This is a genomic window from Flavobacterium sp. GSP6 (assembly GCF_003984855.1).
Lineage (GTDB): Bacteria > Bacteroidota > Bacteroidia > Flavobacteriales > Flavobacteriaceae > Flavobacterium.
In genome coordinates this window covers 230,994-255,500 of sequence record NZ_RYDO01000002.1, presented here as the reverse complement: position 1 = coordinate 255,500, position 24,507 = coordinate 230,994, and the positions used below count along the sequence as shown (strand labels likewise).

Below are 24,507 nucleotides of genomic sequence, written 5' to 3'. Positions count from 1 at the left end.
AAAAATCATGAAAAAAAGAATCATATCTGCCTTAGCATTTATTGCTATACTTGTAACCACAAGCTGCACCGCTGATTTAGAAGAAATCAACAATGACCCAAACAGACCGGTATCCGTACCTAGCTATGGAGTATTCAACTTTGCCAATAAAGCCATTATGGACGGAACCAGAGGCCCATTCTCTTCTGCTAGAATGACTTTACCATGGGTTCAATATTCGGCACAGACAAATTACACAGAAGAGGATCGCTTCCAATTCAGACAGGAAACCAATACTGCTTTATACAACTCCTATTATTTAGCTGCCAATAATTATAAGTTAGTCATAGATTTGAATGTAGATCCTGCAACAAGAGCTGAAATGTCATCTTATGGAAATAATGACAATCAAATAGCTGCGGCAAGAATAATGCTGGCGTATACTTTTTCTCAATTAGTAGACACCTATGGTGATGTCCCTTATTACTCTTACGGAAATAGTGATGCCGATTTTCAAGCTTTGCAATTAGAAAAAGGCATTCTGAAACCCAAATATGCCAGTCAGCAAAAAATATATGCTGATATTCTAAAAGAATTACAAGAAGCCTCTGAAATGATTGTAGCTACTGAAGTAGTTTTTACCCGAGGGGATCAACTTTTTCAGGGAAATGCTCAAAAACTAAAAAGATTCTCTAACTCCCTGCGCTTACGAATAGCAAACAGAGTAAAAGGAGTTGTTTCTGGTGCCGAAGGTCACATTACTGATGCAATCGCTTCGGGCGTTATGCTTTCAAATTCAGATAATGTTGGCTTGACTTATCAAAATGATGCCATCAATCCTAGCCCACTCTATATTGCTTTTTTTATAAACAACAGAGATGATTTTACGATTTCTAATACTTTTGTAGACTTATTAAAAGGAACTTTAGGAAACAATAGTGCGGATCCAAGGTTGCAAAAATATGCAGCTCCAATAACTGCATCCTTAGAAGATGTGGGTAACAACTTGTATACAGAAACTGATGATTTAGCCCAATATATCGGAATGCCATATGGAATTCCTAGTGCATCAGCACCATCACAGTTACCTAATACATCGCGATTTAGTTCTAATATTCTTAAAACTAATTATACTGAATACTTTATGGAATATGCGGAAGTTGAATTTTTATTGGCCGAAAATAACAATTGGAACAATACAAATTACACCAATGGCGTAAGAGCTTCCATGGAACGTTGGGGAGTCACAGCAGCTAAAATTAGTACCTACTTAACGAACCTGGCCCCACCATCAAAAGAAAATGTACTGACTCAAAAATACATAGCGCTTTACATGCAGCCTACAGAGGCCTGGTCAGAACACAGACGAACTGGATTCCCTAATACAATCTTGAAACCAGGCGGTACTTATGCCTTGAATAATCCTTTTGAAGGCGCAACAACCTATACCTTTAAAGCTTTAAACAATTTGACAGAAATGCCAAGTCGCCTTAATTATCCCGTGAACTCCCCTCAGTTAAACGGCGAAAATTATCAACAAGCATCCTCTAATATAGGTGGTGATTTACTAACCACTAAATTGATTTGGGACAAAAATTAATTATCCTTTAATTAGTTTTTAAAAAGAAGAATACTAAAAAATTACAATTTTTAAACAGTAGTAAACAAATGTTCGCTACTGTTTTTTTTTGTTTAAAAAGTTCCTTTGACACAGATTAAGCTTCTTATTTGAATTACGCTCCGTACTATCAAATTCGGCTCATGCCGTGCTTATGTCCTCCAATCCACTGCGTAAGTTATAAAAAAAGACAAAGTAAGACTGTCATTTAAAAACTAAACCCTTTGCAAGTTTGAAACGCAGCAAGAGTTCTTAAAAAGAAAAACACTGCCAAAATTTTAGGTTTAAAAAAATTAATAAAATGGATAGTTAACGAGAGAAAATAATTTTAAAAAAAGTTATTTTTTTCTTTCAATGACATAATTTACCATTAAAATAAGTGCCTCTTTAAATTCAGAATTGGGATAGTTATCCAAAATCAAAAGGGCTTCTTGCTGAAATTCGACCATTTTTTGTTCCGCATAAAGCAATCCGTTATTGTTTTTCACAAAAGCAATCACTTCTTTGACGCGTTTTTTATCTTTATTATGGTTTTTTATGGAGTTGATCAACCACGTTTTTTCTTTTGAAGTACACGTATTCAGAACATGAATAAGTGGCAATGTCATCTTTTGTTCTTTGATGTCAATTCCGGTTGGTTTACCAATAGCTTCCTCCGTATAATCAAATAAATCATCTTTTATTTGAAAAGCCATGCCTATGAGTTCTCCAAACTTGCGCATGTTTTCAACCTGAACTTCCTCTTCAATTACTGATCTTGCTCCCAGAGCACAACAGGCAGCAATAAGTGTAGCTGTCTTTTTCCGAATGATTTCATAATAGATATCTTCTGTAATGTCAAGTCTTCGGGCTTTTTCAATTTGGAGTAATTCCCCTTCACTCATTTCACGTACTGCTACGGAAATAATTCGGAGTAAATCGAAATCACCATTGTCTATAGAAAGCAACAATCCTTTGGACAACAAATAATCACCAACAAGTACGGCAATTTTATTTTTCCAAAGCGCATTTAGCGAGAAAAAACCTCTTCTGCGGTTGCTGTCATCTACTACATCATCATGAACTAATGTAGCGGTATGAATAAGTTCAATAACACAAGCGCCGCGATATGTACGCTCGTTTACAACTCCTGCCGAAACCATTTTGGCCGTCAAAAAAACAAACATGGGACGCATTTGTTTTCCTTTTCTATTGACAATATAATACGTGATTCTATTCAACAAAGCCACTTGAGACGTCATCGATTCGTAGAACTTTTTTTCAAAAAGTTCCATTTCATCAAAAATGGGCTGTTTAATTTTAGAGGTCACATTCATTAGAATTCAAAGGTACATTATTAACCTGCCATTATTTTGATATTTCCATAAAAACCGAATCCTTTTACGCTTCCTTGTTTGCTAATTGTCCGCAGGCAGCATCTATATCTTTACCGCGACTTCTTCGCACTTTTACAACAATTCCGGCAGCCTCAAGCGCTTTTATGTACGCCTCTATTGATTCATCAGAGGCTTGTTGAAACTCCCCATCATCAATGGGATTATATTCAATAAGATTCACTTTGCAAGGAACATATTTACAAAACTTTACTAAGGCCTCTATCGAAGCTTTATTGTCATTTATATCTTTCCAAACAACATATTCGTAGGAAATTTTGCTTTTTGTTTTTCGGTACCAATACTCTAATGATTCCCGCAACTCTGCCAATGGAAAGTTTGCGCTAAACGGCATGATTCTGGAACGAATTTCATCGATTGCTGAATGTAGCGAAACCGCCAACTTAAACTTCACCTCATCATCCGCTAATTTCTTAATCATTTTAGGCACTCCTGAAGTAGAAACCATAATGCGTTTAGGCGACATTCCTAACCCTTCTGGAGAAACAATCATTTCAATAGCTTTCAAGACATTGTTATAGTTCATAAGAGGTTCTCCCATTCCCATGAAAACGATATTTGATAACGGATGATTGTAATACAAACGGCTTTCTTTATCAATGGCTATTACCTGATCATAAATTTCCGCTGGCTCCAGATTTCGCATTCTTTTTAATCGCGCTGTAGCGCAAAAATTACAATCCAAACTACACCCCACCTGACTGGAAACACAAGCTGTAGTCCTGGTATTAGTAGGAATCAAGACTGATTCCACCACCAACCCATCATGCAAACGTACAGCATTTTTTACCGTTCCGTCTTCACTGCGTTGCATTGTATCTACTTTGATATGGTTGATCACGAAGTGTGTTTCAAGCATAGCACGCGTTTCTTTAGACACATTAGTCATATCCTCAAAACTATGCGCACCTTTGCTCCACAACCATTCGTAGACCTGATTTCCGCGAAAGGCTTTGTCTCCGTTAGTGATAAAAAATTCGCGTAATTGTTCTTTGGATACCGCTCGTATGTCTTTTTTCTCGATTTGCATGGTGCAAAGTTAATGACAATTTGTTGATTTGTTGATTTGATAATTTGATAACTTTGTCACAAATTGAAAAAACTCAACTAATGCATTTCATTTCCCAAGAATTAGAAGATTATATCGAGCAACATTCCGAAAAAGAGCCTGCTTTATTAGCGGCACTAAATAAAGAAACCTACCAGAAAATTTTATTGCCACGCATGTTAAGTGGTCATTTTCAAGGTCGGGTGTTGAGTATGCTATCAAAATTGATTCGACCTATGAACATTCTGGAAATTGGGACTTATACCGGGTATTCCGCTTTATGTTTGTGCGAAGGCATGCGGGAAAATGGTCAATTGCATACGATTGACATCAAAGAAGAATTAGTTGATTTCCAGCGCAAACATTTTGACAAGTCATCTTGGGGAAAGCAAATTGTACAACATTTAGGTGAAGCAACAGCCATAATCCCAACTTTAGAACTGCAATTTGATTTGGTCTTCATCGATGCTGATAAAGAAAATTATCTGAATTATTTTGAAATGATTGTTCCTAAAATGAATAAAGGCGGCGTTATCCTATCCGATAATGTTTTGTGGAGCGGAAAAGTTCTGGAACCCTTACAAACCAATGATGTGAGTACAAAAGTATTACAAGCCTACAATCAATTATTAAAAAATGACCCCCGTATAGAAACTGTTTTATTGCCTATTCGTGATGGATTGACAGTGAGCAGAGTGCTTTAGTTAGCAATCTTTTTTTGAAACCAAATACCTTAGCCCCGGCAGGAACGACATCTCCCGATGTAGAAAAACAAGATCTTTAATCGTAGTTTTATATCGGAAATACAGTCTAGAGCAGGAAACGACTCCTGCTACTTGATAGGATTAACTGGGAAATATTTTTTCTGTGCTATTGTATATCCTTTAAACATAAGTGTTCCAAAAATAACGCCACATAAATAGCCGGATAAAATATCCAATGGATAATGCAATCCTAAATAGATTCTACTGTAGGCAAAAACTAAAGGCCATAAGAACAGAAAGGCCATATATTTAGTCGTTTTTTTGAGAACAAAGTATAAAAAAACGCAAACAGCCATTGTGTTTGAGGAGTGACCCGAGAAAAAACTAAAGGAATTGCGGACTTGCACAATACGAATAAAGGAATTGATTTCCGGATTATTACAGGGACGCAATCGTTGAAATCCGTTCTTGAATAAGTTCGTTGTCTGATCTGTAATTGTCACTAAAAGAGCTGCAAACAACAATACATATAAGGTTTGCTGTAGGCCTAATTTTTTATAAATGAAATACAACAAAAGCAAAAAAAGCGGAATCCAATTGAATTGACTGGTGATAAACAGCCAAAACCCATCATAAGTGGTCGAACCTAAACCATTCAAATAAACAAATAACTGGGTATCAAGGGATACTATTTTTTCTATCATTATACCTGACGTTTTATGGGACCTGCGGCATCTTCAATAATTTCTTTTGTTGTGTTGATCTGCGAAGTTGTTTCTTCCCGTAAACTCTCAGTAGTTTTATTAATTTCGGTCGATACGCCTTCTGTAATGTTTTTAAATTGCGAGGTATCCCCCATCAAATTGTCCTTTGCCTTATTGATTTCAGTCGTAATATTACCTCGAAAATCGCTCAAAGATTTGGTGTCAAACCCATTCGCCTCTGCTCCTTTTTGAATTTCGCTTTTTATATCGTTAGTTGCATTTTTCAATTGCGCCATTGCTTTACCCATCGTACGTGCCATTTCAGGTACTTTATCTGACCCAAAAAGCATGAGCACTATAAACATAATAAATATTAATTCTCCTCCTCCTATGCCAAACATATTTTTTGTTTTAGTTGCTACAAAGATACCTAATTTTGAAACTTTGCGTTTTAATTTTTTCATAAAAAAAGACTCTTTTTAGAGTCTTTTTTTAGCAGTACCGTTTATTTAATCAAATTTAGACTTCACTTCTTCTTTTGGCCACGTGTTATTGGTTACATCAATATCAGCTGTTTCTAATTTTGGATCTATCTGGATTTTTTTGATTGCTTTTTCAGTTGCATACACTTTCTTAGCCGTATCATTGTTTTTTCTCCAGATTTGCGCAGGATATTTGAAGGTTTCTTTTGTATCATCTTCATAGGTTAGCTCAACAATGATTGGCATTAACATACCGCCTGGCTTGTTGAAATCTACTTCATAGAAATACTTTGGCGATTTAAGTTTAGCTTTTTCATCTGCAGTAAAATTTTGATTTACATACTCCGAAAGTAAATTTACATCTGCAATTGCCAATGCTTTTTTATCTTTAGCGGACAATTCTTCACTTGTTTCTGGGACTAAATAAAGGAAGGGTCCTTTTTCTTGTCCAAAACGACCTCTTCGTACTGTGGCGTCTTTTAAATCTTTCGTGGGAGTCAGTGAAACATAATATTGTTTAACTTCCTTGATGCCTATATCTACAAAATCCGTGGAGTAGAACCAACCTCTGAAAAACCAATCTAAATCTACTGCAGAAGCATCTTCCATAGTTCTAAAAAAATCTTCTGGTGTTGGGTGCTTGAATTTCCATCGGTTTGCATATACTTTAAAAGCATGATCAAACAACTCTCTTCCCATGATAGTTTCTCTAAGGATATTTAAGCCTGTTGCTGGCTTTCCGTAGGCGTTTGCCCCAAATTGAACTATTGTCTCCGAATTAGACATAATAGGCTCCAAGAATTTTTGATCCCCGCTCATGTACGGAACGATCTTACTTGCTGGACCACGACTGGAAGGAAAATTAGTTCCCATTTCTTGCTCTGCCATATACTGCATAAAGGTATTCAATCCTTCATCCATCCAGGACCATTGACGTTCATCAGAATTTACAATCATAGGAAAGAAATTGTGTCCTACTTCATGAATTGTTACACCTATCATTCCATTTTTTATGCGATCACTAGTAACACCTTTTTCATCTGGACGCCCGTAATTCCAACAAATCATTGGATACTCCATTCCTTGATCTTCAGCAGATACTGAAACTGCTTTAGGATAAGGATAGTCAAAAGTATGCGCTGAATAACTTTTCAGCGTGTGTGCTACGGTTCTTGTTGCCGTTTCTCCCCAAAGTGGATTGGATTCTTTTGGATAAACTGAAATTGCCATTACCGTTTTATCATTCAATTTAACGGCCATTGCATCGTATATAAACTTTCTAGAAGTAGCAATACCAAAATCCCTCACGTTTTTAGCGCTAAATTTCCATGTTTTTTTCTTATCTGAAAATCCTTTTTCGCTAGCTTCCGCCTCTGCTTGCGTAACAACAACTACAGGTTTGTCGTACGTTTTTTGTGCTAACTCATATCTTTTTAGTTGCGCCGCCGTAAACACTTCACTCCTATTCATAAGATCACCCGTAGCTTCCATAATATGATCTGCAGGTACCGTGATGTTCACATCAAAATCACCAAAAGGCAACGTAAACTCTCCCGTTCCCCAAAATTGCATATTCTGCCATCCTTCAACATCATTGTATACTGCCATTCTAGGATAAAACTGCGCAATTACATATAATTTATTTCCTGATTTTTCAAATAATTCATACCCGGATCGGCCGCCTTCAGCTCTGTAATTATTGATATTATACCACCAATTGATTGCAAAAGAGAATTTCTCTCCTGGTTTCATCGGTGTCTCTAAATTAATACGCATCATGGTTTGGTTGATCGTAAAAGATAACGGATTTCCTTTCGCGTCTTTTACAAAGTCAATATTAAAACCACGCTCTAATTCTTGTTTTAAAAACTTATTTGTGAAGTTTCCCGCCGGAAAAACCTGTTCCATTCTTTGGCTTTCTGCTAAAGGGGTTTGCGAATTTTTAGCGGATTGATTTTGGTCTAGTTGTACCCACAAATATTCTAAGGTATCAGGTGAATTATTATAATACGTAATAGTTTCAGAGCCTGTTAGCTTAGAATTTTTGTCGTCTAAATCAATATTGATTTTATAATCAGCTTGTTGCTGGTAATAAGCAGGACCCGGAGCTCCTGAAGCCGTACGAAATAGGTTAGGCGTAGCTAACAAATCATACATTTGACTAAACTTATTGGTATCGTACCTTCCAATTTGTTTTGGCGTTACCGAAGTCGATTTTTCTTGCGCAACTAACAACGCAGGAAGAAATAAAAATAAAAATATTTTTTTCATAGTAAATTTATGGTTCTTTAATTGTGTGAAATTAGCATTTTAAATAGCCGTTTCAAAATTTATTCATACTTTAAAACTCCAGTTGATACAGAATCTGTAAACAGCATCGTGTTTTTAATCCCAAAAACCTTAAAATGCATGATGTTTTGCTGCTCGTTATTTACTTCAATAATGACTGTATTATACACTTCAAGAGTCGTTATTTTTGGAATATCTTTTATGCTCAAATAACAAATAAGCACATCGCCTTCCATTTCTTTACTCAAAAGATACATCGTGGTGGGATGTCCATTAATTTTTATGGAAAACTTTTCAGTGAAATACTTTTTCAATAAAACCAAATCCGCAGCGGTTTCTTTCTCAGAACCCAAGTTGATTTTTTTACTGTACTTTTTTCCGATAGCACTATTCAAATCATCTACAAAAATACGCGAGGTGATTTGGAGCATTTTCTTTTCGGGAGCGTAATTCACCTGATACAATGCCACGTAAAACTTGTGCATACTGAACGAAGTTAACGTCAAAAATAGCAGTCCAAAAAAGGAAATTAAAATTATTTTTTTCATTCGAAGATTCTATTTGTTTTTTATCGGAAAATGGTATCGCCATTCTTCAATCTTATTTGTATTCTGGAATCATGGCGATTTCATTTTTCAAAAGTAGTAATTCTTTTAAACTCTTCGTTCTTGGTAATTAAGAAATCAATCAGCAAAAACTCATCTTCTTGTTTCAAAAGGGTTTTTGCTTTTGGATCACCCTCACAATAATCCAGAAAAAGACCTATCTCATCCTTTTTCAACCTCAATGTATTGGTAAAAAAATAAGCATCCATTCCTTTCGAGACTACATCCGAAAAATCTACATTTGGATTTAAACCTGCTTTATCTTCGGAATCTTTCTTAAATAATTTCGAAACCATTTTGAACACTCTGACAAAATCCATTCCGTTTTCTATAGTCCCGTCTGACGGCATTGTTCTATTGATAGGAGATGATTTTTGGTCATCTACAAATTGCATATCTACAATGCGCTGCGAACCCCCTACTATGGGTTTAATTTCGGCTTTGCGTTTCACAATAACTTCATTGAGCAGCGTAGTTTGCGTCTCTAAATTAATTACAAACAATGATTTTTCAAAATCTTTTTCCGCAACAATTATCTTTTTAGACTTGAATAAACTACTTGAAACAAGCAACGTATCTTTCGCTTTCGCCAAAACATCAAAAAAGCCCTGATTACTTATAAAAGTTCTGGTTTTTGAATTTAAATTAAAAACATACCCGTGATCCACTAAAGCAGATTCGTTAATAAACTGACCATGTAAAGACTTCCTACTTTCATTTTGACCAAAAGAAAATTGGCAAAAGAAAATTAAACAAATGATTTTTATTCTTGTTTTCATTGTAATTTTTTTAGTATTATTTTTTTAAAGACTGTTGTCTATTTTCTTTGGCAAGTATAGCTTTATATTCTTCGGCCAAAGCTACCATAAAAAAAGTAGTCTTTTGTTTATTTTTGGAGACTAAAACTTCCAAAAAAATTCATTATCTACTATAAAATATTTAAAATCATTTACGTAATCACTTGCAAACACCAATTGAACCGTAAAATATTCTGGAATGTACAATTCAGAAATTAATTTGATATCGTTTTCTTTTTTCTCTAGAACAACTAATTTCTTAAGCCGTTTCGTTCTTCCAATAATCTTGTTTAGCAGCTTTTCATGGTGCGTTTGTCTAAAAGAAATTTGGTTTAGTAAAATAACATCCCCGATAAACACTATTGATTTTCAAGGGCTATTATTTCGTTATAATTTCCAGCAAGGCTTACAATTAAATACATAACCAATGTTTTATTTTTAGCACGCAAAGCATTTGCAAAAGCTACATTATCTACACAATAATATTGAAATCCTTTGATATAATCCGAGGGTATTTTTAATGTTTGCGTATAGTACTTATCCTCAAAAAGCACCTCAATTCTCGCTAACAACTGTTCTTTCTTCTCAATTATAATTTCTTTTTTCAACATGGCTTTTCGTCCAGAAATAGTATTGAGCAATCCATCAATTCCTCCACCGGAAGTTGCGGTGTATAATTTCCTCTCAGCAGGCGTATATTTCTTTTGACCGTAGGGAATAATCCCTAAACTCTCTGCTGAAATCGAAGATTCACCGACTACAACCTCATTCAGAACAATGCTTTTTGGGATCATTATCACCGAAAAAACCGTTTCTAATACATCTTGTTTATTAATTTTTCGGCGTAATGTTTCCAGATTAACGGCAGTAAAGACTAAAACGTCGCCTTCTTTTGCAGGTATAACAAAAAAGCCATTACCCTGTGACACTGTTGCTTTTCCTGTTGATATATTTACAATATTAATGCGATCCACGGCAACAGAATCCGAAGTGATTTTTCCTCGAATTTCCTTGACCGTTTCTACCTGTCCAAAAGTGGCTTGAACTACGAGAAAGAATAACAACTGTAAGGTATTTTTAATTTTCACTGGCAATTATTTCTTTATATTTTATAGCTAATTCCCCCATCAAAAAAGTGGTCATCATCACATTTTTAGATTTCAAAACAGCCACAAATCGTTCGTTTTCAAGGCTGTAATGTTTAAATCCTTTGACATACTCAACCGGTATTTTAAACTTACTCACAAAATAATCAACGGCAAACAGGTTCTCTAATTGCCTCAAATAGGATTCTTTCTGCTCCACTTCAAGTTCTTTTTTTAGCATTTTTGTTCTTCCTGAAATCCAGTTCAATAACGGATCTGCTGACACGGACCCTCCCATCATGCTACCCACATTAGCACTGGCATTAAGATTGCTGGCAGTATATAATTTGCGTTCTGCAGGGGTGTAAATTTTTTGCTCTCTAGGAATTATCCCCATTGATACTGCATTGATCCCATTTCGAACAATAACTTCCCGTAATTGATTCGCGATGGGCGTTACTTTTGCAAAAAGAATCCCTTGATCAAAATGGACTTGGGTCAAAAGTATTTTGGTATCTTTGAACTGCACTGCTGAAAACAACAACGTATCACCAACGGCAGCCATAATAGAAAAGTTACCATCCTGACCCGTAATAGAAGTCTTCTCTGTTTTTTTATTTATGACATAAACCCCTTCCGGAACAGAAACATCAGCTGTCACTTTTCCGTTCAGTTGTATTCGGCTTCCTTCTTGTGACATCGCCGCTGTTGTTGCAAAAGCCAAAAACAAATACATAATTCTAATCATCGTTCTTAAAGTCCTTACTGACTTATCGTAAAAGTATCTTAATGCACTCCAAATTAATTACTAATGCCCTGGTAAAAAAATGTTAATTAAAAATTTGAAATAAAAAAGCCTGATTTAATACCTTTAGCGCAAATTATGTGTCAAAAAAAATGAAAAACATCCTAATTGCAAGCACATCTACTCTTGCAAACGAGAACTATCTGGACTATTTATTACCAGAATTACAAGTGCATTTTCAAAACTGTAATACAATTCTCTTTATTCCTTACGCCAAACCTGGTGGGATCTCTCATAAAGAGTATACTGCAATGGTACGCTTGGCTTTCGCCAAAATAAATAAAGAAATAATTGGAATTCATGAGTTTGAAAACACCACATTAGCTGTAAAAAAAGCAGAAGGAATTTTCACAGGAGGTGGAAATACATTTGTTTTAGTATCACAATTATACAAAAACAACCTTATGGAAACCCTCACTGATGTGGTAAAAAACGGAACTCCGTATTTTGGAACAAGCGCAGGAAGTAACATTTGCGGATTAACGATGCAAACAACAAATGACATGCCAATAGTTTATCCCCCAAGTTTTCAAACGCTGGGATTGGTTCCTTTCAATTTGAATCCGCATTATTTAGATCCGGATACTACTTCAACACACATGGGCGAAACTCGCGAAACCCGAATTAAAGAATACCATGCATTTAATACTGTTCCGGTTTTAGGATTGAGAGAAGGAAGCTGGCTGGATATAAAAGGAGATTCAATCACCCTGAAAGGCAATCTGACCGCACGATTGTTTCGACAAAATCAAAGTCCTGAAGAACTAGAAAGCGGAACTGATTTGAGTTTTGTAAAGTAATCCTAAAATAAATGACACAAAAAAAAGCCAAAACAATTATGTTTTGGCTTGAAAGAGCGAAAGACGAGGCTCGAACTCGCGACAACCAGCTTGGAAGGCTGGAGCTCTACCAACTGAGCTACTTTCGCATGATAACAGTAAAATAAAATTTCAAACTAAAATTTGAAATTCAGAGCGAAAGACGAGGCTCGAACTCGCGACAACCAGCTTGGAAGGCTGGAGCTCTACCAACTGAGCTACTTTCGCATTAACAACGGTGCAAATATAATTAATAAGTTTGCTTCAATGCAAGTTTTTTTCTTAAAAAGTCTCAAACTTACTCCGACAGTCTTTTTTTAAAAGAGGATTCAAATCATAAAGAATTTAATATGAAAATATTATATCCTTATAGCACTCAAAAAATACTTAAAAAAAATAAAGCAAAATATCAAAAAAAGGGCTGTTTGGAGACTTTTTCAGTACAATATCCTAAATTTAGGGAGGAGAACTCGCTAGAAAACGGTCGTTTTGACGAAGATACTTGAGCAACAACTTGCCGTTTTGAATAGTATGTTGCTATAATCTCTTAAAAATAGCCCTCGTATTCAAGGCTAAAAATGATTTATTTACCAAAATAAGCAATTTCAAATATGGGTAATGACCATTCTAAAACAGTATCAAACAAACTGGTTTAGGCAAAAAACGAATTGTTACCGGAGAAAAACGGCATCTCAAACAGAAACCAAATGTAATTTAGTTCAACGACCCAAAAGAAGTCCTTGGCTTTTACAAAAAAACAGAATATTTTACAAAGGAGTTAATAGTAACGGAATATTTACTGAACGACGGATTCAATTGGAATCTGGAATAAATCAAAGAAACGTTACAGAACGAAAGAACAAAATTTGTCAAAATCAAAAAAAAAGTCGCCTTTCATCTCTTATATTGGACTGCTTGGAGCGAGAACAATAAATTGATTTTTAAAGATGATAGCGATACTTTTGATGCTGCTTTATACGGCAAATTACAAAACTGATTTGGATCCAAATTTTGACACTCTTGAAGAATGATAAATAAAGAAACAGGATTTATCTTTGATAACACTGATAATTGCTTTAGACAAGGTTACAGGAACAGCAGGACAACCCAAACTTCTTCCTAATCTTTGATTATTTTTTATAAATGAATTAGAAACATACTCTGCTGCATGCATCACCACGCCTCTTGCTCTGGCATTATCATTTACTCCTTTTTCCAGACCATCTAATCGAAGTGACATCCCATGTTTACCAGCGTAAATTTCACCTGTCGAATAAAAGCCTAAACTACTCTTAAAGGATTCCGCAGTATTTGAAAAATTAGAAGCAAATTCATCGCCCGTATTTCTACCATGTGCAACCAAAGAATTAAATAAGACCTCACCGGTACCCAGATTAATCACCCAGAGTCTTTTAATATTAGAAGACAAACTAAAATCAATTAAGGTCAAAATTTCCTTCTTGACTAATCCTTTTTCTTTCAACAAATAGTATCCTTTTAGCGCTTCGGAGAAACTTTCTAATTTAGGCAGTGCAAATTTATTGGAATGCAAATTATTATATGCCACTGTAATATTATCGTCTAAACTCGGTTTCACAGCTTCAGCGTAAATCACTGGCGTGTGTGTCTTTGGTTCAGGAAAGTTGTTTTTGATTGGCACAAACGAAACTAGCAGCAAAAAAATAGTAAGAAATATGTTATAAATCATTGATTGTCTTTAAGTTATGGACTAATTGAGGATTGCAAACGTACGTTAAAAATCAAGCCAGAAACCACTTTTTAACAAAGTTTATTCTAACTCTAACGAAAAAAGTGACAAAATATTGAGTAATAAACTTAAAAAAAATACCATTTATATGTTAATTTTACTATTTTTGTTCAATTATCCTTCAGATTTATGTTCAAATTACTACCTATCACTTTATTATATTTCATATTCTCTAGTTTGAATGCACAAAGTCAAAAAAAAACGCTTCAGGCAAAACCCACCACAGAAAACATTATAATTGACGGAAGATTTAATGAGGAAATATGGAAAACCGCCGCAGTAGCTTCGGATTTTATCATGTTTGAGCCTGATAATGGCAAACCAATCAGTGCGGATAAAAAAACAGAGGTGAAAATATTGTATGACAATAATGCCATTTACATCTCAGCACTGCTATATGATGACGAACCTGATAAAATTCAGAAAGAAATTACGAATAGAGATATTTTTGGCGTTTCCGATCATTTTTCCGTCTATATCAACGGATTCAATGATGGCCAGCAAGATTTTCGTTTTTTTGTAAGTGCGGCAGGCGTACAAATGGACTGTATAGCAACGGAAGATTTTGAAGATTTTAGTTGGGATGCCATTTGGGACAGCCAAGTAACGCTCACTGAATTTGGCTGGACTGTAGAAATGAAGATTCCCTACGCCGCTTTACGATTTTCCAAAGCGGACAAACAAATCTGGGGGTTAAACTTTATGCGGGAAATCAAGCGCGACGTACAAAAATATACATGGAATAGGATTGATACTAAAATTGGAGCCGTAATTCCGCAAGCGGGAATCCTGCAGGGAATTGAAAATATAAAGACACCGACACGACTTTTTTTGATTCCGTATTCATCGGCGTATTACCAACAAAGTGCGATAGGCTCCGGCATTACTTTAAAAGCGGGCTTGGATATCAAATACGGCATCAATGATTCCTTTACATTAGATGCTATTTTGGTACCTGACTTTGGTCAGACAAAATTTGATAATGCAATATTATATTTAGAACCATTTGAGCAACAATTAGAAGAAAACCGGCCTTTTTTTACAGAGGGAACCGATCTTTTTAACAAAGGTGGTTTGTTTTATTCCAGACGAATTGGCGGAGGATCCACTACAGAATTACTCCTTGATAATCAAGAAGAAATAACAAATTATCCCAGTACCGTAAACTTACTGAATGCCGTAAAAATATCCGGCCGAACCGAGAAAGGATTGGGAATTGGATTCCTGAATGCCGTTACGGAAAAGACTAAAGCTACTATTTTAAACAACGACACCGGCCAAACTAGAAAAGAAGTAATTGAACCTTTGACTAATTATAATCTGTTTGTAGTAGATCAACGTTTTAACCAAAACTCATCTGTTTCTTTTATAAATGCAAACACCACCAGAAATGGCGATTTCAGAGATGCAAATACCTCTGCATTGTTATTTGATTTGAATACAAAAGCCAATACCTATAGTTTGTATGGCGATTTCAAATACAGTTCCATCAAAACGACTGAAGATTACGACGGATTTAAAACAGAAATAGGTTTTGCCAAAACGAGTGGGAAATATCGGTATGGATTTTCTGGAAAATACGTCTCCGAAAACTATGACATCAATGATTTAGGAATCAATTTTTATTCTAATTACCACAATGCCTATGCAAATGGAAGCTACAGAATTGTAAATCCGACAAAACTATTTAATACCTTCAGAATCAATCAATATGTCAATTTTGAAATGGACAACACCTCCGGTAAGTTACAGACTGGTGCTTTTGGAACAGAAACTAAGGCCACAACATTAAATAACGACGCTTTAGAATTTGTAGTAGAGTTTTCTCCATTGAAAACCTATGATTTTTATGAACCACGAGAATATGGCAAATATGTATTTCTCCCGGAAAAAGTTTTTGCAGCAGTAAATTTCACGTCTAACGACAACAATCCTTTTACATTAGTACTCCAGCCTTCCTTCACAAAATACAATGAAAAGAACCGAAACGTTTATGGGTTGTATATAAGTCCAAAATACCGATTTAACGACAGACTTTCCATTACTTACATATTGGATTATTTTAACAAAACCAATGATCGTGGCTGGGTAGATTCGGATCCTACGGGGATAATTTTTGCAGAACGCAGCAGAGAAACTGCCCAAAATGATTTTACCGGAAAATATGCGATCAACAATAGAATGACTGTAAACCTAACCGCACGCTATTATTGGTCCTATTCAAAAAATCATAAATTCCTTACCTTACAAAACTCCGGTTATTTGACTCCAAACAATACCTACGCACAAAATAAAGACAGGAATTTTAATTCTTGGAACTTCGATTTATCCTATTCCTGGTGGTTTGCTCCAGGAAGTGAAATCTCTGTTTTGTACCGGAATTTTGGTATAGAAAGAACAGATATGGTGGAAAAAGATTTGTCTGCAAATCTTAAAAACATTTTCAACAGTGACCTGACCAATGTGCTTTCTATTAGCATCCGCTATTTTATAGACTACAATGTGATCAAAAATAAATTTTAATTTTTTTGAATCAAACTGTAACATTCCATTGAAAAGAAAGTCTAGTAGAATAAACTATTGTGTGAATTGGTACATTTTCACTTTGAAACTATTTTAGTTTTTCTAATTTTGTTCCAACCATTGAACTATTTCATGAAGAATTCTTTCTTATTTTGTTTTTTAGCACTCTCTTTTATTGGCTACAGCCAAAAAAAAGTATTACACACTAAATTTATTTCGGATAAAATTACTATCGATGGAAACCTAGATGAAGCGACATGGCAATCCGCAGCAATAGCGACTGATTTTATCATGTTTGAACCTGATAACGGCAAAAAAATTCCTGACAATAAAAGAACAGAGGTTCGCATAGTCTACGATAATGATGCCCTATATATTGGCGCAACTATGTATGATGAAAATCCTGATAAAATCCTGAGAGAAATTACCCAAAGAGATAATTTTGGCACTACTGATCTTTTTGGCGTTTTTATAAATGGTTTTAATGATGGGCAACAAGATTTTCAATTTTTTGTCAATGCAGCAGACGGTCAGGCTGATTGCATCACTACAGATACCAATGGCGAAGATTATTCCTGGGATGCCGTATGGAATAGCAAAGCAGTAATTACGAAAAAAGGCTGGATTGTAGAAATGCGAATTCCCTATGCAGCCTTGCGTTTTTCGGGAGAAAAGAAACAAACTTGGGGACTTAATTTCTTTAGGGAAATACGACGAGACCGTCATAAATACACTTGGAATTTCATCGATTCTAAATTAGGCACCTTTACCCAGCAAACCGGAATTCTGGAAGGAATTGAAAATATAAAACCACCTACCCGACTCTTTCTTTTGCCGTATTCTTCCTTTTATGTAAATGCAAACAGCCAAGAAAAAACTATCGGGACACTCAAAGGCGGATTGGATTTGAAGTACGGAATAAATGATGCTTTTACTCTGGACATGATCCTTGTGCCTGATTTTGGACAAACAAAATTTGATGATAAAATTCTAAATCTCGGTCCTTTTGAACAGCAATTCAACGAAAACAGACCTTTTTTTACAGAGGGAACGGATTTGTTCAGCAAAGGCAATCTACTATATTCCAGACGGATTGGGGGAACGCCCTCCTACAAACTAAATAAAAATGAATCGTTTGCGGAAGCCCCAAATATTAGTCTTATTAATGCCTTTAAAATTTCGGGACGAACTAAAGACGGATTAGGAATCGGAATTTTGAACGCTGTTACTAAAAATACCCCAACGACTATTTTCAACAATGAAAGCAGGGCATTAAGAACTGAACTTGAACCTCTGGCTAACTATAGTGTATTGGTTTTAGACCAGCGCTTTCGCAAAAACTCCTCAGTTGCATTTGTAAACACCAATGTAACTCGGAACGGACATTTTCGTGATGGGAATGTTACGGCATTAGTTTGGGATTTGAATACAAAAAAGAACACCTACAACATTTCAGGAGATTTTAAGTACAGTTACATAAATGATACCGAAGAGAAAACAGGGATTAACTCCCAATTGAATTTCTCTGAAACCAGCGGAAAATTTCGTTACGGGCTGGGCGCTGATATCACAACTAAAAATTTCGACAACAATGATTTAGGAATCAATTTCGAGACTAATTATTATAGCATTTATGGCAATTCCAGTTATCGAATATTGAATCCAACGAAGTATTTCAACACTTTTAATGCTCGAATAAATATGTATTCCCAATTTCAAAAAGAAACTGGCAAAGTGCAGTCCAGCAACATCAGCTTTCAGATTAACTCAAATAACAAAAAAAATCATTATTTTGGAATGGGAATTGATGCCAATCCATTAGAAACATTTGATTATTATGAACCCAGATCGGCAGATCGATTTGTAATAAAACCAACCAAAATTGGTGGCTTTGTTTATCTTTCTTCAAATTATAATAATCCATTTGCAATTAATTTTAACCCTTCATTTGCAATTTTTGATGAAACCGGAAGAAACTCTTATGGGTTTTCTTTAGGTCCGAGATACCGATTTAGCGATAAATTATCTTTGAATTACAATTTCAACTTTTTGAGACAAAACAATAACAAAGGGTATGTAGACAGTGTGAATGACGACATGAATGCAACCACACCAAACACAATTGTTTTTGCCAATAGAAATGTAATTACGTATTCTAATACTCTTTCAGGGAAATATTCATTAAACAGTCAGATGACTTTTAATCTCTCAATACGTCAATACTGGTCGTATGCTGAAAACAAAAACGCATTGTCATTGCAACAAAACGGCAGATTGGCTAATTTTATGGCCTACACTAGCAATAAAAATTCCAGTTTTTACTCCTGGAATACGGATTTATCCTATTCCTGGTGGTTTGCCCCCGGTAGCCAAGTGTCCGTTCTCTATCGAAATAATGCAGCTGCATTTGAAAGAAATATTAATAAAGAATTTAGTGAGAATGTCACTAATTTATTGAACAACGAAGCACTAAGTCATGTTTTTTCGATAAGCATTCGCTATTTTATCGATTACAATGAGGTTAAGAACAAATTCTAAAATACGTTTATTTCAAAAAAGTCCCTTTTCTATAGCAAAATAATCATTATTTGCAGGTGATCCCCTTAGAATGAATAATAGTGTTTTTGATTCATTCGAACCTTTTTAGAAATGTTTTATCTTTGTTTAAAATAAATTTCCATGAACAAAAAAGTAATTCTTATGATTCTGGATGGTTGGGGAAAATCTCCTGACCCAAAAGTTTCTGCAATCGACAATGCCAATATCCCTTTTATTAATAGCCTATATAAAAATTACCCCAGTGCTCAACTACGAACTGACGGTTTAAATGTTGGACTTCCTGAAGGCCAAATGGGAAACAGTGAAGTAGGACACATGAATCTTGGCGCAGGTAGAATTGTATATCAGGATTTAGCTAAGATTAACCTTGCTGTTGCAAATGAAACTTTAGCAAAGGAGCCCGTTTTAGTTGATGCTTTTACGTATGCCAGAACACACAATAAAAAAGTACATTTTTTAGGCCTGGTTTCTGATGGTGGTGTACACTCACACACCTCTCATTTGCGCGGTTTGATTGACGCTACACAACAACACGGATTACAAAAAGTTTTCGTTCATGCCTTTACGGACGGTCGCGATGTGGATCCAAAATCCGGTACACATTACATTCAGAATTTACAGGATTATATGGCGAATACTACTGTAAAACTGGCTTCGGTTGTGGGACGCTATTATGCAATGGATCGGGACAAACGCTGGGAAAGAGTAAAACTAGCTTACGATTTATTGGTAAACGGAATTGGAACACCTACCACAAATGCAGTAGCTTCTATCCAAGAAAGCTATGACGTCAATGTAACGGATGAATTTATTCACCCAACAGTTATGGTGGATGAACTAGGCAAACCTGTAGCAACCATAGAAGATGATGATGTGGTTATTTTCTTTAATTTCAGAACGGATAGAGGAAGAGAACTAACCGAAGTATTGACACAAATAGATTGTCATGAGCAAAACATGCACAAACTCAATTTGTATTATGTGACGCTAACCAATTATGATGAAACTTACAAAAACATAAAAGTCGTATATAACAAAGATAATATCACGGAAACCCTTGGGGAAGTTTTAGAAAAAGCCCATAAAAAGCAAATTCGTATTGCCGAAACGGAGAAATATCCACACGTGACTTTCTTCTTTTCTGGCGGGAGAGAACAGCCTTTTCTTGGCGAAAGCCGCATCCTGAAAAACTCTCCAAAGGTAGCCACGTATGATTTACAACCGGAAATGAGTGCCTTTGAATTAACAGAATCTTTAGTTTGTGAACTAGAGAAAGAAGAGGTAGATTTTGTTTGCCTAAATTTTGCCAATGGGGATATGGTAGGACACACCGGAATTATGAGTGCTGCCATACAAGCCTGTGAAGCCGTTGATAAATGCGTAGCAAAAGTAATCACAACTGCATTAGCGCATAATTACACTACCATTGTCATTGCAGATCACGGGAACTGTGAAACGATGATCAATCCTGATGGAAGTCCAAACACCGCACATACAACTAATCCCGTTCCCATTATTTTAGTAGACAACGACTTGAAAACCATTCATGATGGAGTTCTTGGCGACATTGCTCCAACAATCTTGGAATTAATGGGTGTGGAAAAACCTGCTGTTATGACCTGTCATTCCTTACTTTAAGGATACTAAGTAAGTCGAAAGTTTAAAAGTCGTAAAGTCAAAAGAATTAACTTTAAGCAAAACAGCTTTAAATCAGATTGTTACATAATTTTATCCTGATTTTAAAATACGCCATTATACCATGGTTATTACTTACATAAAAATGTCCCAATAAAAAACTACTTGATTCAAGTAGTTTTTTTTTACAAAAAAAAGTTAAATACTTTTATGTTTGATAGCGTTACTATTATATTTGCAAACAAGAAACAATCACTAACAAGAAAGCATGAATTCTACTGTACTTGTGTTCAATAGCAAATAAAAGACGGGTAATAACCCTACGAATCAAACTAAATTCAAACACAATGAAAATATTTTACACAATCACCCTTTTTTTAATGACCCAAATAAGTATTGGGCAAATCGTTGATTCGATTCAAATCAAAAAAGAGTTCACTAATATAGAACAGGCTTTAAAGGAGCCCGAGAAAGTGTTCCGCCTAAATTTGAGTAATCAAACCTTAAAATTGGACAGCCTTAACTGGTCAAAATTCATAAATCTTGAGTACTTAAGTTTGAAAAATGATCATTTAACGGTAATTCCAAAAGAAATAACACTACTAAAAAAACTTAAAGTACTAGAATTAAGCGGAAATGATTTTTCAGTATTGCCAGAAGATTTTTGGAAGTTAAAAAGCTTAGAAGAACTTTTTTTAAACGATGAAACAAATTTAAATTTAGAGGCGAATATAGAAATAATGAGCAAAATGAAATCTTTACGAATATTACATTTAGAAAATGACAATTTAAACAATATGCCATCATCCATCAGTAGTTTAAAAAATTTAGAATTTTTATATTTGAACAACAATCAATTTAAAGAAATTCCAAAAGAAATCAAACAATTAAAACACTTACAATTGCTAGAAATAAAAGATAATAAAATCATGGTTCCAGAGCGGTCTACAGAAAATTTAAATTTTGGTTTTAGAGTAAATCTATAAGACAGGCACAAAAAGATAGAGTAGCAACCATTCACTGACTGGACGTTTTAGCATGGTGGCCGTATTAAAACGAGTAGTTGCTACATTTTTATTTGTTTTTAACAAAAGTAAAGAACTTGGGCAGTACAAAAAACGACTAGATCTATTGCAATTTATTCAGTTCGTCTGAATGATCCTGCTAATTATGGTGCGCTAAGCATCCGCTTTAACCAAATATAGGATCTGAAATTAAAGAAATTATCCCTAGAAATTAGAGAATAAATGTATCTAAATTCAATGCTTACAATATATTTAGTAAAACACTTTTTTATAGCTGGTAATGCTACTATATTTATATAAAATTTCAATAAAATGAATACGGTTCTCTCCAATTTAAAAATACAAATCAACGAAAAAATCTATGTAAAGGATCCTGAGACATCAGCTTTAGGAAAAAAAATCATAGAGCAAAGTATCCTTTTAATCCATGAGATTGGCTTTGATAATTTTACTTTCAAGAAATTAGGAGAGAAAATCAAATCTAATGAAAGTTCCATCTATCGGTATTTTGAGAACAAACATAAATTACTGGTTTATTTATCGTCCTGGCATTGGAGTTGGATGGAATACAAGCTAGTTTTTGCAACCACAAATGTTTTGGATCCCAAAGAAAAACTCAGAAAAGCCATTACAATTGTTACTGAAAAAATAACGAATGACAATAGTGCCTTATACATTAACGAGGCCGTTCTAAATAAAATTATCATTTCAGAATTTACTAAAACGTTACATACCAAAGAAATCGATCAGGAAAACAAGGAAGGTTTTTTCTTGATTTACAAAAGAGTAATCAATAGAATTGTGGCTATTGTAAAAGAAGTAAATCCGGAATACCCCTTTTCAAAATCCCTAATTTCAACAATTGTTGAAGGAAGTTTGCACCAACATTTTTTAATGGATCATTTAAAAACCATCACAGATTGTACTGATTCTGAGAGCACCACTGATTTTTATCAAAATCTTGCAGAAAAAGTTTTAAGTTAAAAAAAAAAAAACACTCCCATTATGACTCCCTTAAAACGATTTTACAATCTACTTGAATTAGATAAAAAAGACGTCTATCAAATATTTTTTTACGCCATTTTTGCCGGACTACTCAGTTTGTCCCTTCCACTGGGAATACAGGCAATTACAAATTTTATCCAATCCGGAAGAGTTAGCGCATCATGGATTGTGCTAATCATTTTAGTCATTTTTGGTGTGGCATTAGTGGGTATTTTATCCATCATGCAATTGCGGATTACGGAAAACTTACAACAAAAAATATTTGTACGTTCCTCTTTTGAGTTTGCTGCACGACTGCCTAAAATAAAATCAAAAGAATTATACTACAGCTATCCGCCGGAGCTAGCCAATCGTTTCTTTGACACAATGATAATTCAAAAAGGGACTTCAAAGTTACTAACTGATTTCTCTGCAGCATTGTTACAAATTGTTTTCGGGATAATATTATTGTCCTTATACCATCCTTACTTTATCATATTTGGTGTTTTACTGCTTGCATTGCTGTATTTTATTTTCAAATTTTCTTTTAAATCCGGACTGGAAACGAGCTTAAAAGAATCTAAATTCAAATACAAGGTAGCGAGTTGGCTACAAGAAATAGCTCGCAATAATTTTAGTTTTAGAAACGAGCTAAATTATGATTTTGCTTTAAAAAAAACCAACATGATTGTAACCGATTACCTGGTGTATCGAGATAAACATTTTAATGTGATCAAAAAACAATTTACGCATTTGATTATTTTCAAAGTCATCATTACCGGAAGTTTACTATCCATCGGTGGATTCTTAGTTTTATCTCAACAAATGAATATTGGCCAATTTGTAGCTGCTGAAATTATTATTTTATTAGTTATCAATTCCGTCGAAAAAATAATTATTGGATTGGAAACTTTTTATGACGTACTCACATCTATTGAAAAAATTGGAGAGGTAACGGACTTAGAATTAGAAAATTCTTCCATTGTTAACAGTGACATCTGTTACAATAAAATCTCAATGGAAATAGAAAACCTTACATTCAAATTTCCAGATTCAGAAAAAGAAATTTTAAACTCTATTTCATTAAAAATAGAACAAGGAGACCGAATTGTAATAAATGGAGAAAATGGCTCTGGAAAAACAACTTTAATTAGGATATTATCCGGCTTATTGCAGCCTACCAGCGGTTCCTTTTATGTAAATGACGATACTTTTCGTAAAATAAACATAAAACAATACCTCTCGCAAATAGGAAGTGTCATTTATGGAGAGAAACCTTTTGAGGGAACCTTGCAAGAAAATATTACTTTTAACGATCCTTCCGTCAGTTCCGAAGATATAAAATGGGCGGTAGACGGAGTACAACTCACCTCTTTTATCAAATTGTTCCCTAAAGGATTAGATACCCGAATTTACCCAGAAGGACGACAATTATCCTCGTCTAACGCGCAAAAAGTACTATTAGCCAGAAGCATCATTCACAAACCCAAAATACTTTTTTACGAAGACCCAACTGACACCATGGATGAAAAAGTAGCTAATGAAATTATAGATTTTATTACATCCGATAAAAATAAATGGACGATTATCGTATCCTCAAAAAACCCGTATTGGGAAACCAAATGCAATCGAAAAATCACGATGAAAAATGGGCATATTCAACTTGATTTAAAAAAATAATTAGT

The 24,507-nt window shown here is 34.8% G+C and carries 19 protein-coding genes and 2 tRNA genes; 9 read left to right on the top strand and 12 right to left on the bottom strand.

What is annotated here, in order from left to right; genetic code table 11:
• Window positions 1-7: 7 nt before the first annotated feature.
• Entirely contained in the window at window positions 8-1,579 is a 1,572-nt protein-coding gene (locus tag EKM03_RS03040) for a SusD/RagB family nutrient-binding outer membrane lipoprotein (RefSeq protein WP_126458884.1), read from the top strand.
• Between the two features lie 356 nt (window positions 1,580-1,935).
• Here the strand turns inward: EKM03_RS03040 and EKM03_RS03035 are convergent, their stop codons facing one another.
• The gene (locus EKM03_RS03035; RefSeq protein WP_126458881.1) at window positions 1,936-2,913 is read right to left on the bottom strand and encodes a polyprenyl synthetase family protein; all 978 of its coding nucleotides are present in this window, start codon (window positions 2,911-2,913) and stop codon (window positions 1,936-1,938) included.
• A gap of 64 nt (window positions 2,914-2,977) precedes the next feature.
• Entirely contained in the window at window positions 2,978-4,021 is a 1,044-nt protein-coding gene (gene rlmN / locus EKM03_RS03030) for a 23S rRNA (adenine(2503)-C(2))-methyltransferase RlmN (protein WP_126554535.1), read from the bottom strand.
• A gap of 80 nt (window positions 4,022-4,101) precedes the next feature.
• Here rlmN and EKM03_RS03025 point away from each other — a divergent pair, with 80 nt between their 5' ends.
• Complete coding sequence (locus EKM03_RS03025) at window positions 4,102-4,743, top strand: O-methyltransferase (RefSeq protein WP_126458875.1); 642 nt, start codon at window positions 4,102-4,104, stop codon at window positions 4,741-4,743.
• A 128-nt stretch (window positions 4,744-4,871) separates the two neighbouring features.
• Here the strand turns inward: EKM03_RS03025 and EKM03_RS03020 are convergent, their stop codons facing one another.
• The 7 genes from EKM03_RS03020 to EKM03_RS02990 all read right to left on the bottom strand — a co-directional run bounded on the left by EKM03_RS03020 (window position 4,872) and on the right by EKM03_RS02990 (window position 11,453).
• Window positions 4,872-5,447: a phosphatase PAP2 family protein gene (locus tag EKM03_RS03020; RefSeq protein WP_126554537.1), complete on the bottom strand. Its 576-nt coding sequence runs from the start codon at window positions 5,445-5,447 to the stop codon at window positions 4,872-4,874.
• Entirely contained in the window at window positions 5,447-5,848 is a 402-nt protein-coding gene (locus tag EKM03_RS03015; protein WP_126451902.1) for a twin-arginine translocase TatA/TatE family subunit, read from the bottom strand. Before EKM03_RS03015 ends, EKM03_RS03020 begins: the two co-directional genes overlap by 1 nt.
• Before the next feature lie 108 nt (window positions 5,849-5,956).
• Complete coding sequence (locus EKM03_RS03010) at window positions 5,957-8,200, bottom strand: M1 family metallopeptidase (RefSeq protein WP_126739857.1); 2,244 nt, start codon at window positions 8,198-8,200, stop codon at window positions 5,957-5,959.
• 59 nt (window positions 8,201-8,259) lie between these two features.
• Window positions 8,260-8,766, bottom strand: a complete 507-nt coding sequence (locus EKM03_RS03005; protein ID WP_126739856.1) for a DUF6702 family protein — start codon at window positions 8,764-8,766, stop codon at window positions 8,260-8,262.
• An 80-nt stretch (window positions 8,767-8,846) separates the two neighbouring features.
• Window positions 8,847-9,602 carry a hypothetical protein gene (locus EKM03_RS03000; RefSeq protein ID WP_126739855.1) on the bottom strand — a complete coding sequence of 252 codons (756 nt, stop codon included), beginning with the start codon at window positions 9,600-9,602 and terminating at the stop codon, window positions 8,847-8,849.
• Window positions 9,603-9,979: 377 nt separating this feature from the next.
• Window positions 9,980-10,708, bottom strand: coding sequence for a carboxypeptidase-like regulatory domain-containing protein (locus EKM03_RS02995; RefSeq protein ID WP_233584050.1), 729 nt, complete (start codon window positions 10,706-10,708; stop codon window positions 9,980-9,982).
• A complete protein-coding gene (locus EKM03_RS02990; RefSeq protein ID WP_126515866.1) occupies window positions 10,698-11,453 on the bottom strand; it encodes a hypothetical protein in 756 nt (251 codons plus the stop codon). Before EKM03_RS02990 ends, EKM03_RS02995 begins: the two co-directional genes overlap by 11 nt.
• Window positions 11,454-11,602: 149 nt before the next feature.
• Here EKM03_RS02990 and pepE point away from each other — a divergent pair, with 149 nt between their 5' ends.
• Complete coding sequence (gene pepE, locus EKM03_RS02985; protein ID WP_126458855.1) at window positions 11,603-12,310, top strand: dipeptidase PepE; 708 nt, start codon at window positions 11,603-11,605, stop codon at window positions 12,308-12,310.
• Window positions 12,311-12,365: 55 nt separating this feature from the next.
• Here pepE and EKM03_RS02980 read toward each other — a convergent pair.
• The 3 genes from EKM03_RS02980 to EKM03_RS02970 all read right to left on the bottom strand — a co-directional run bounded on the left by EKM03_RS02980 (window position 12,366) and on the right by EKM03_RS02970 (window position 14,036).
• Window positions 12,366-12,438: transfer RNA gene (locus tag EKM03_RS02980), tRNA-Gly, on the bottom strand.
• A 45-nt stretch (window positions 12,439-12,483) separates the two neighbouring features.
• Window positions 12,484-12,556 (bottom strand) — tRNA-Gly (locus EKM03_RS02975).
• Between the two features lie 757 nt (window positions 12,557-13,313).
• Complete coding sequence (locus EKM03_RS02970) at window positions 13,314-14,036, bottom strand: murein L,D-transpeptidase catalytic domain family protein (protein ID WP_126739853.1); 723 nt, start codon at window positions 14,034-14,036, stop codon at window positions 13,314-13,316.
• A 189-nt stretch (window positions 14,037-14,225) separates the two neighbouring features.
• Here EKM03_RS02970 and EKM03_RS02965 point away from each other — a divergent pair, with 189 nt between their 5' ends.
• The 6 genes from EKM03_RS02965 (at window position 14,226) to EKM03_RS02940 (ending at window position 24,502) form a co-directional block, all read left to right on the top strand.
• A complete protein-coding gene (locus EKM03_RS02965) occupies window positions 14,226-16,619 on the top strand; it encodes a DUF5916 domain-containing protein (protein WP_126739852.1) in 2,394 nt (797 codons plus the stop codon).
• A 132-nt stretch (window positions 16,620-16,751) separates the two neighbouring features.
• Window positions 16,752-19,157, top strand: a complete 2,406-nt coding sequence (locus EKM03_RS02960; RefSeq protein WP_126739851.1) for a DUF5916 domain-containing protein — start codon at window positions 16,752-16,754, stop codon at window positions 19,155-19,157.
• Window positions 19,158-19,298: 141 nt separating this feature from the next.
• Window positions 19,299-20,816 (top strand): 2,3-bisphosphoglycerate-independent phosphoglycerate mutase, encoded by a 1,518-nt coding sequence (gene gpmI, locus EKM03_RS02955; RefSeq protein WP_126739850.1) that lies wholly within the window; start codon window positions 19,299-19,301, stop codon window positions 20,814-20,816.
• A gap of 344 nt (window positions 20,817-21,160) precedes the next feature.
• Window positions 21,161-21,799: a leucine-rich repeat domain-containing protein gene (locus tag EKM03_RS02950; RefSeq protein ID WP_126458839.1), complete on the top strand. Its 639-nt coding sequence runs from the start codon at window positions 21,161-21,163 to the stop codon at window positions 21,797-21,799.
• Between the two features lie 351 nt (window positions 21,800-22,150).
• Window positions 22,151-22,822, top strand: a complete 672-nt coding sequence (locus tag EKM03_RS02945; RefSeq protein ID WP_126458836.1) for a TetR/AcrR family transcriptional regulator — start codon at window positions 22,151-22,153, stop codon at window positions 22,820-22,822.
• A gap of 21 nt (window positions 22,823-22,843) precedes the next feature.
• Window positions 22,844-24,502, top strand: a complete 1,659-nt coding sequence (locus tag EKM03_RS02940; protein WP_126458833.1) for a peptidase domain-containing ABC transporter — start codon at window positions 22,844-22,846, stop codon at window positions 24,500-24,502.
• The last annotated feature ends 5 nt before the right edge of the window (window positions 24,503-24,507 follow it).

What these genes read in the sequence shown, in the direction of transcription:
- EKM03_RS03040 (WP_126458884.1), top strand. Translation starts at nt 8, where the DNA reads ATGAAAAAAAGAATCATATCTGCCTTAGCATTTATTGCTATACTTGTA.
- EKM03_RS03035 (WP_126458881.1), bottom strand. Translation starts at nt 2,913, where the DNA reads ATGAATGTGACCTCTAAAATTAAACAGCCCATTTTTGATGAAATGGAA.
- rlmN (WP_126554535.1), bottom strand. Translation starts at nt 4,021, where the DNA reads ATGCAAATCGAGAAAAAAGACATACGAGCGGTATCCAAAGAACAATTA.
- EKM03_RS03025 (WP_126458875.1), top strand. Translation starts at nt 4,102, where the DNA reads ATGCATTTCATTTCCCAAGAATTAGAAGATTATATCGAGCAACATTCC.
- EKM03_RS03020 (WP_126554537.1), bottom strand. Translation starts at nt 5,447, where the DNA reads ATGATAGAAAAAATAGTATCCCTTGATACCCAGTTATTTGTTTATTTG.
- EKM03_RS03015 (WP_126451902.1), bottom strand. Translation starts at nt 5,848, where the DNA reads ATGTTTGGCATAGGAGGAGGAGAATTAATATTTATTATGTTTATAGTG.
- EKM03_RS03010 (WP_126739857.1), bottom strand. Translation starts at nt 8,200, where the DNA reads ATGAAAAAAATATTTTTATTTTTATTTCTTCCTGCGTTGTTAGTTGCG.
- EKM03_RS03005 (WP_126739856.1), bottom strand. Translation starts at nt 8,766, where the DNA reads ATGAAAAAAATAATTTTAATTTCCTTTTTTGGACTGCTATTTTTGACG.
- EKM03_RS03000 (WP_126739855.1), bottom strand. Translation starts at nt 9,602, where the DNA reads ATGAAAACAAGAATAAAAATCATTTGTTTAATTTTCTTTTGCCAATTT.
- EKM03_RS02990 (WP_126515866.1), bottom strand. Translation starts at nt 11,453, where the DNA reads ATGATTAGAATTATGTATTTGTTTTTGGCTTTTGCAACAACAGCGGCG.
- pepE (WP_126458855.1), top strand. Translation starts at nt 11,603, where the DNA reads ATGAAAAACATCCTAATTGCAAGCACATCTACTCTTGCAAACGAGAAC.
- EKM03_RS02970 (WP_126739853.1), bottom strand. Translation starts at nt 14,036, where the DNA reads ATGATTTATAACATATTTCTTACTATTTTTTTGCTGCTAGTTTCGTTT.
- EKM03_RS02965 (WP_126739852.1), top strand. Translation starts at nt 14,226, where the DNA reads ATGTTCAAATTACTACCTATCACTTTATTATATTTCATATTCTCTAGT.
- EKM03_RS02960 (WP_126739851.1), top strand. Translation starts at nt 16,752, where the DNA reads ATGAAGAATTCTTTCTTATTTTGTTTTTTAGCACTCTCTTTTATTGGC.
- gpmI (WP_126739850.1), top strand. Translation starts at nt 19,299, where the DNA reads ATGAACAAAAAAGTAATTCTTATGATTCTGGATGGTTGGGGAAAATCT.
- EKM03_RS02950 (WP_126458839.1), top strand. Translation starts at nt 21,161, where the DNA reads ATGAAAATATTTTACACAATCACCCTTTTTTTAATGACCCAAATAAGT.
- EKM03_RS02945 (WP_126458836.1), top strand. Translation starts at nt 22,151, where the DNA reads ATGAATACGGTTCTCTCCAATTTAAAAATACAAATCAACGAAAAAATC.
- EKM03_RS02940 (WP_126458833.1), top strand. Translation starts at nt 22,844, where the DNA reads ATGACTCCCTTAAAACGATTTTACAATCTACTTGAATTAGATAAAAAA.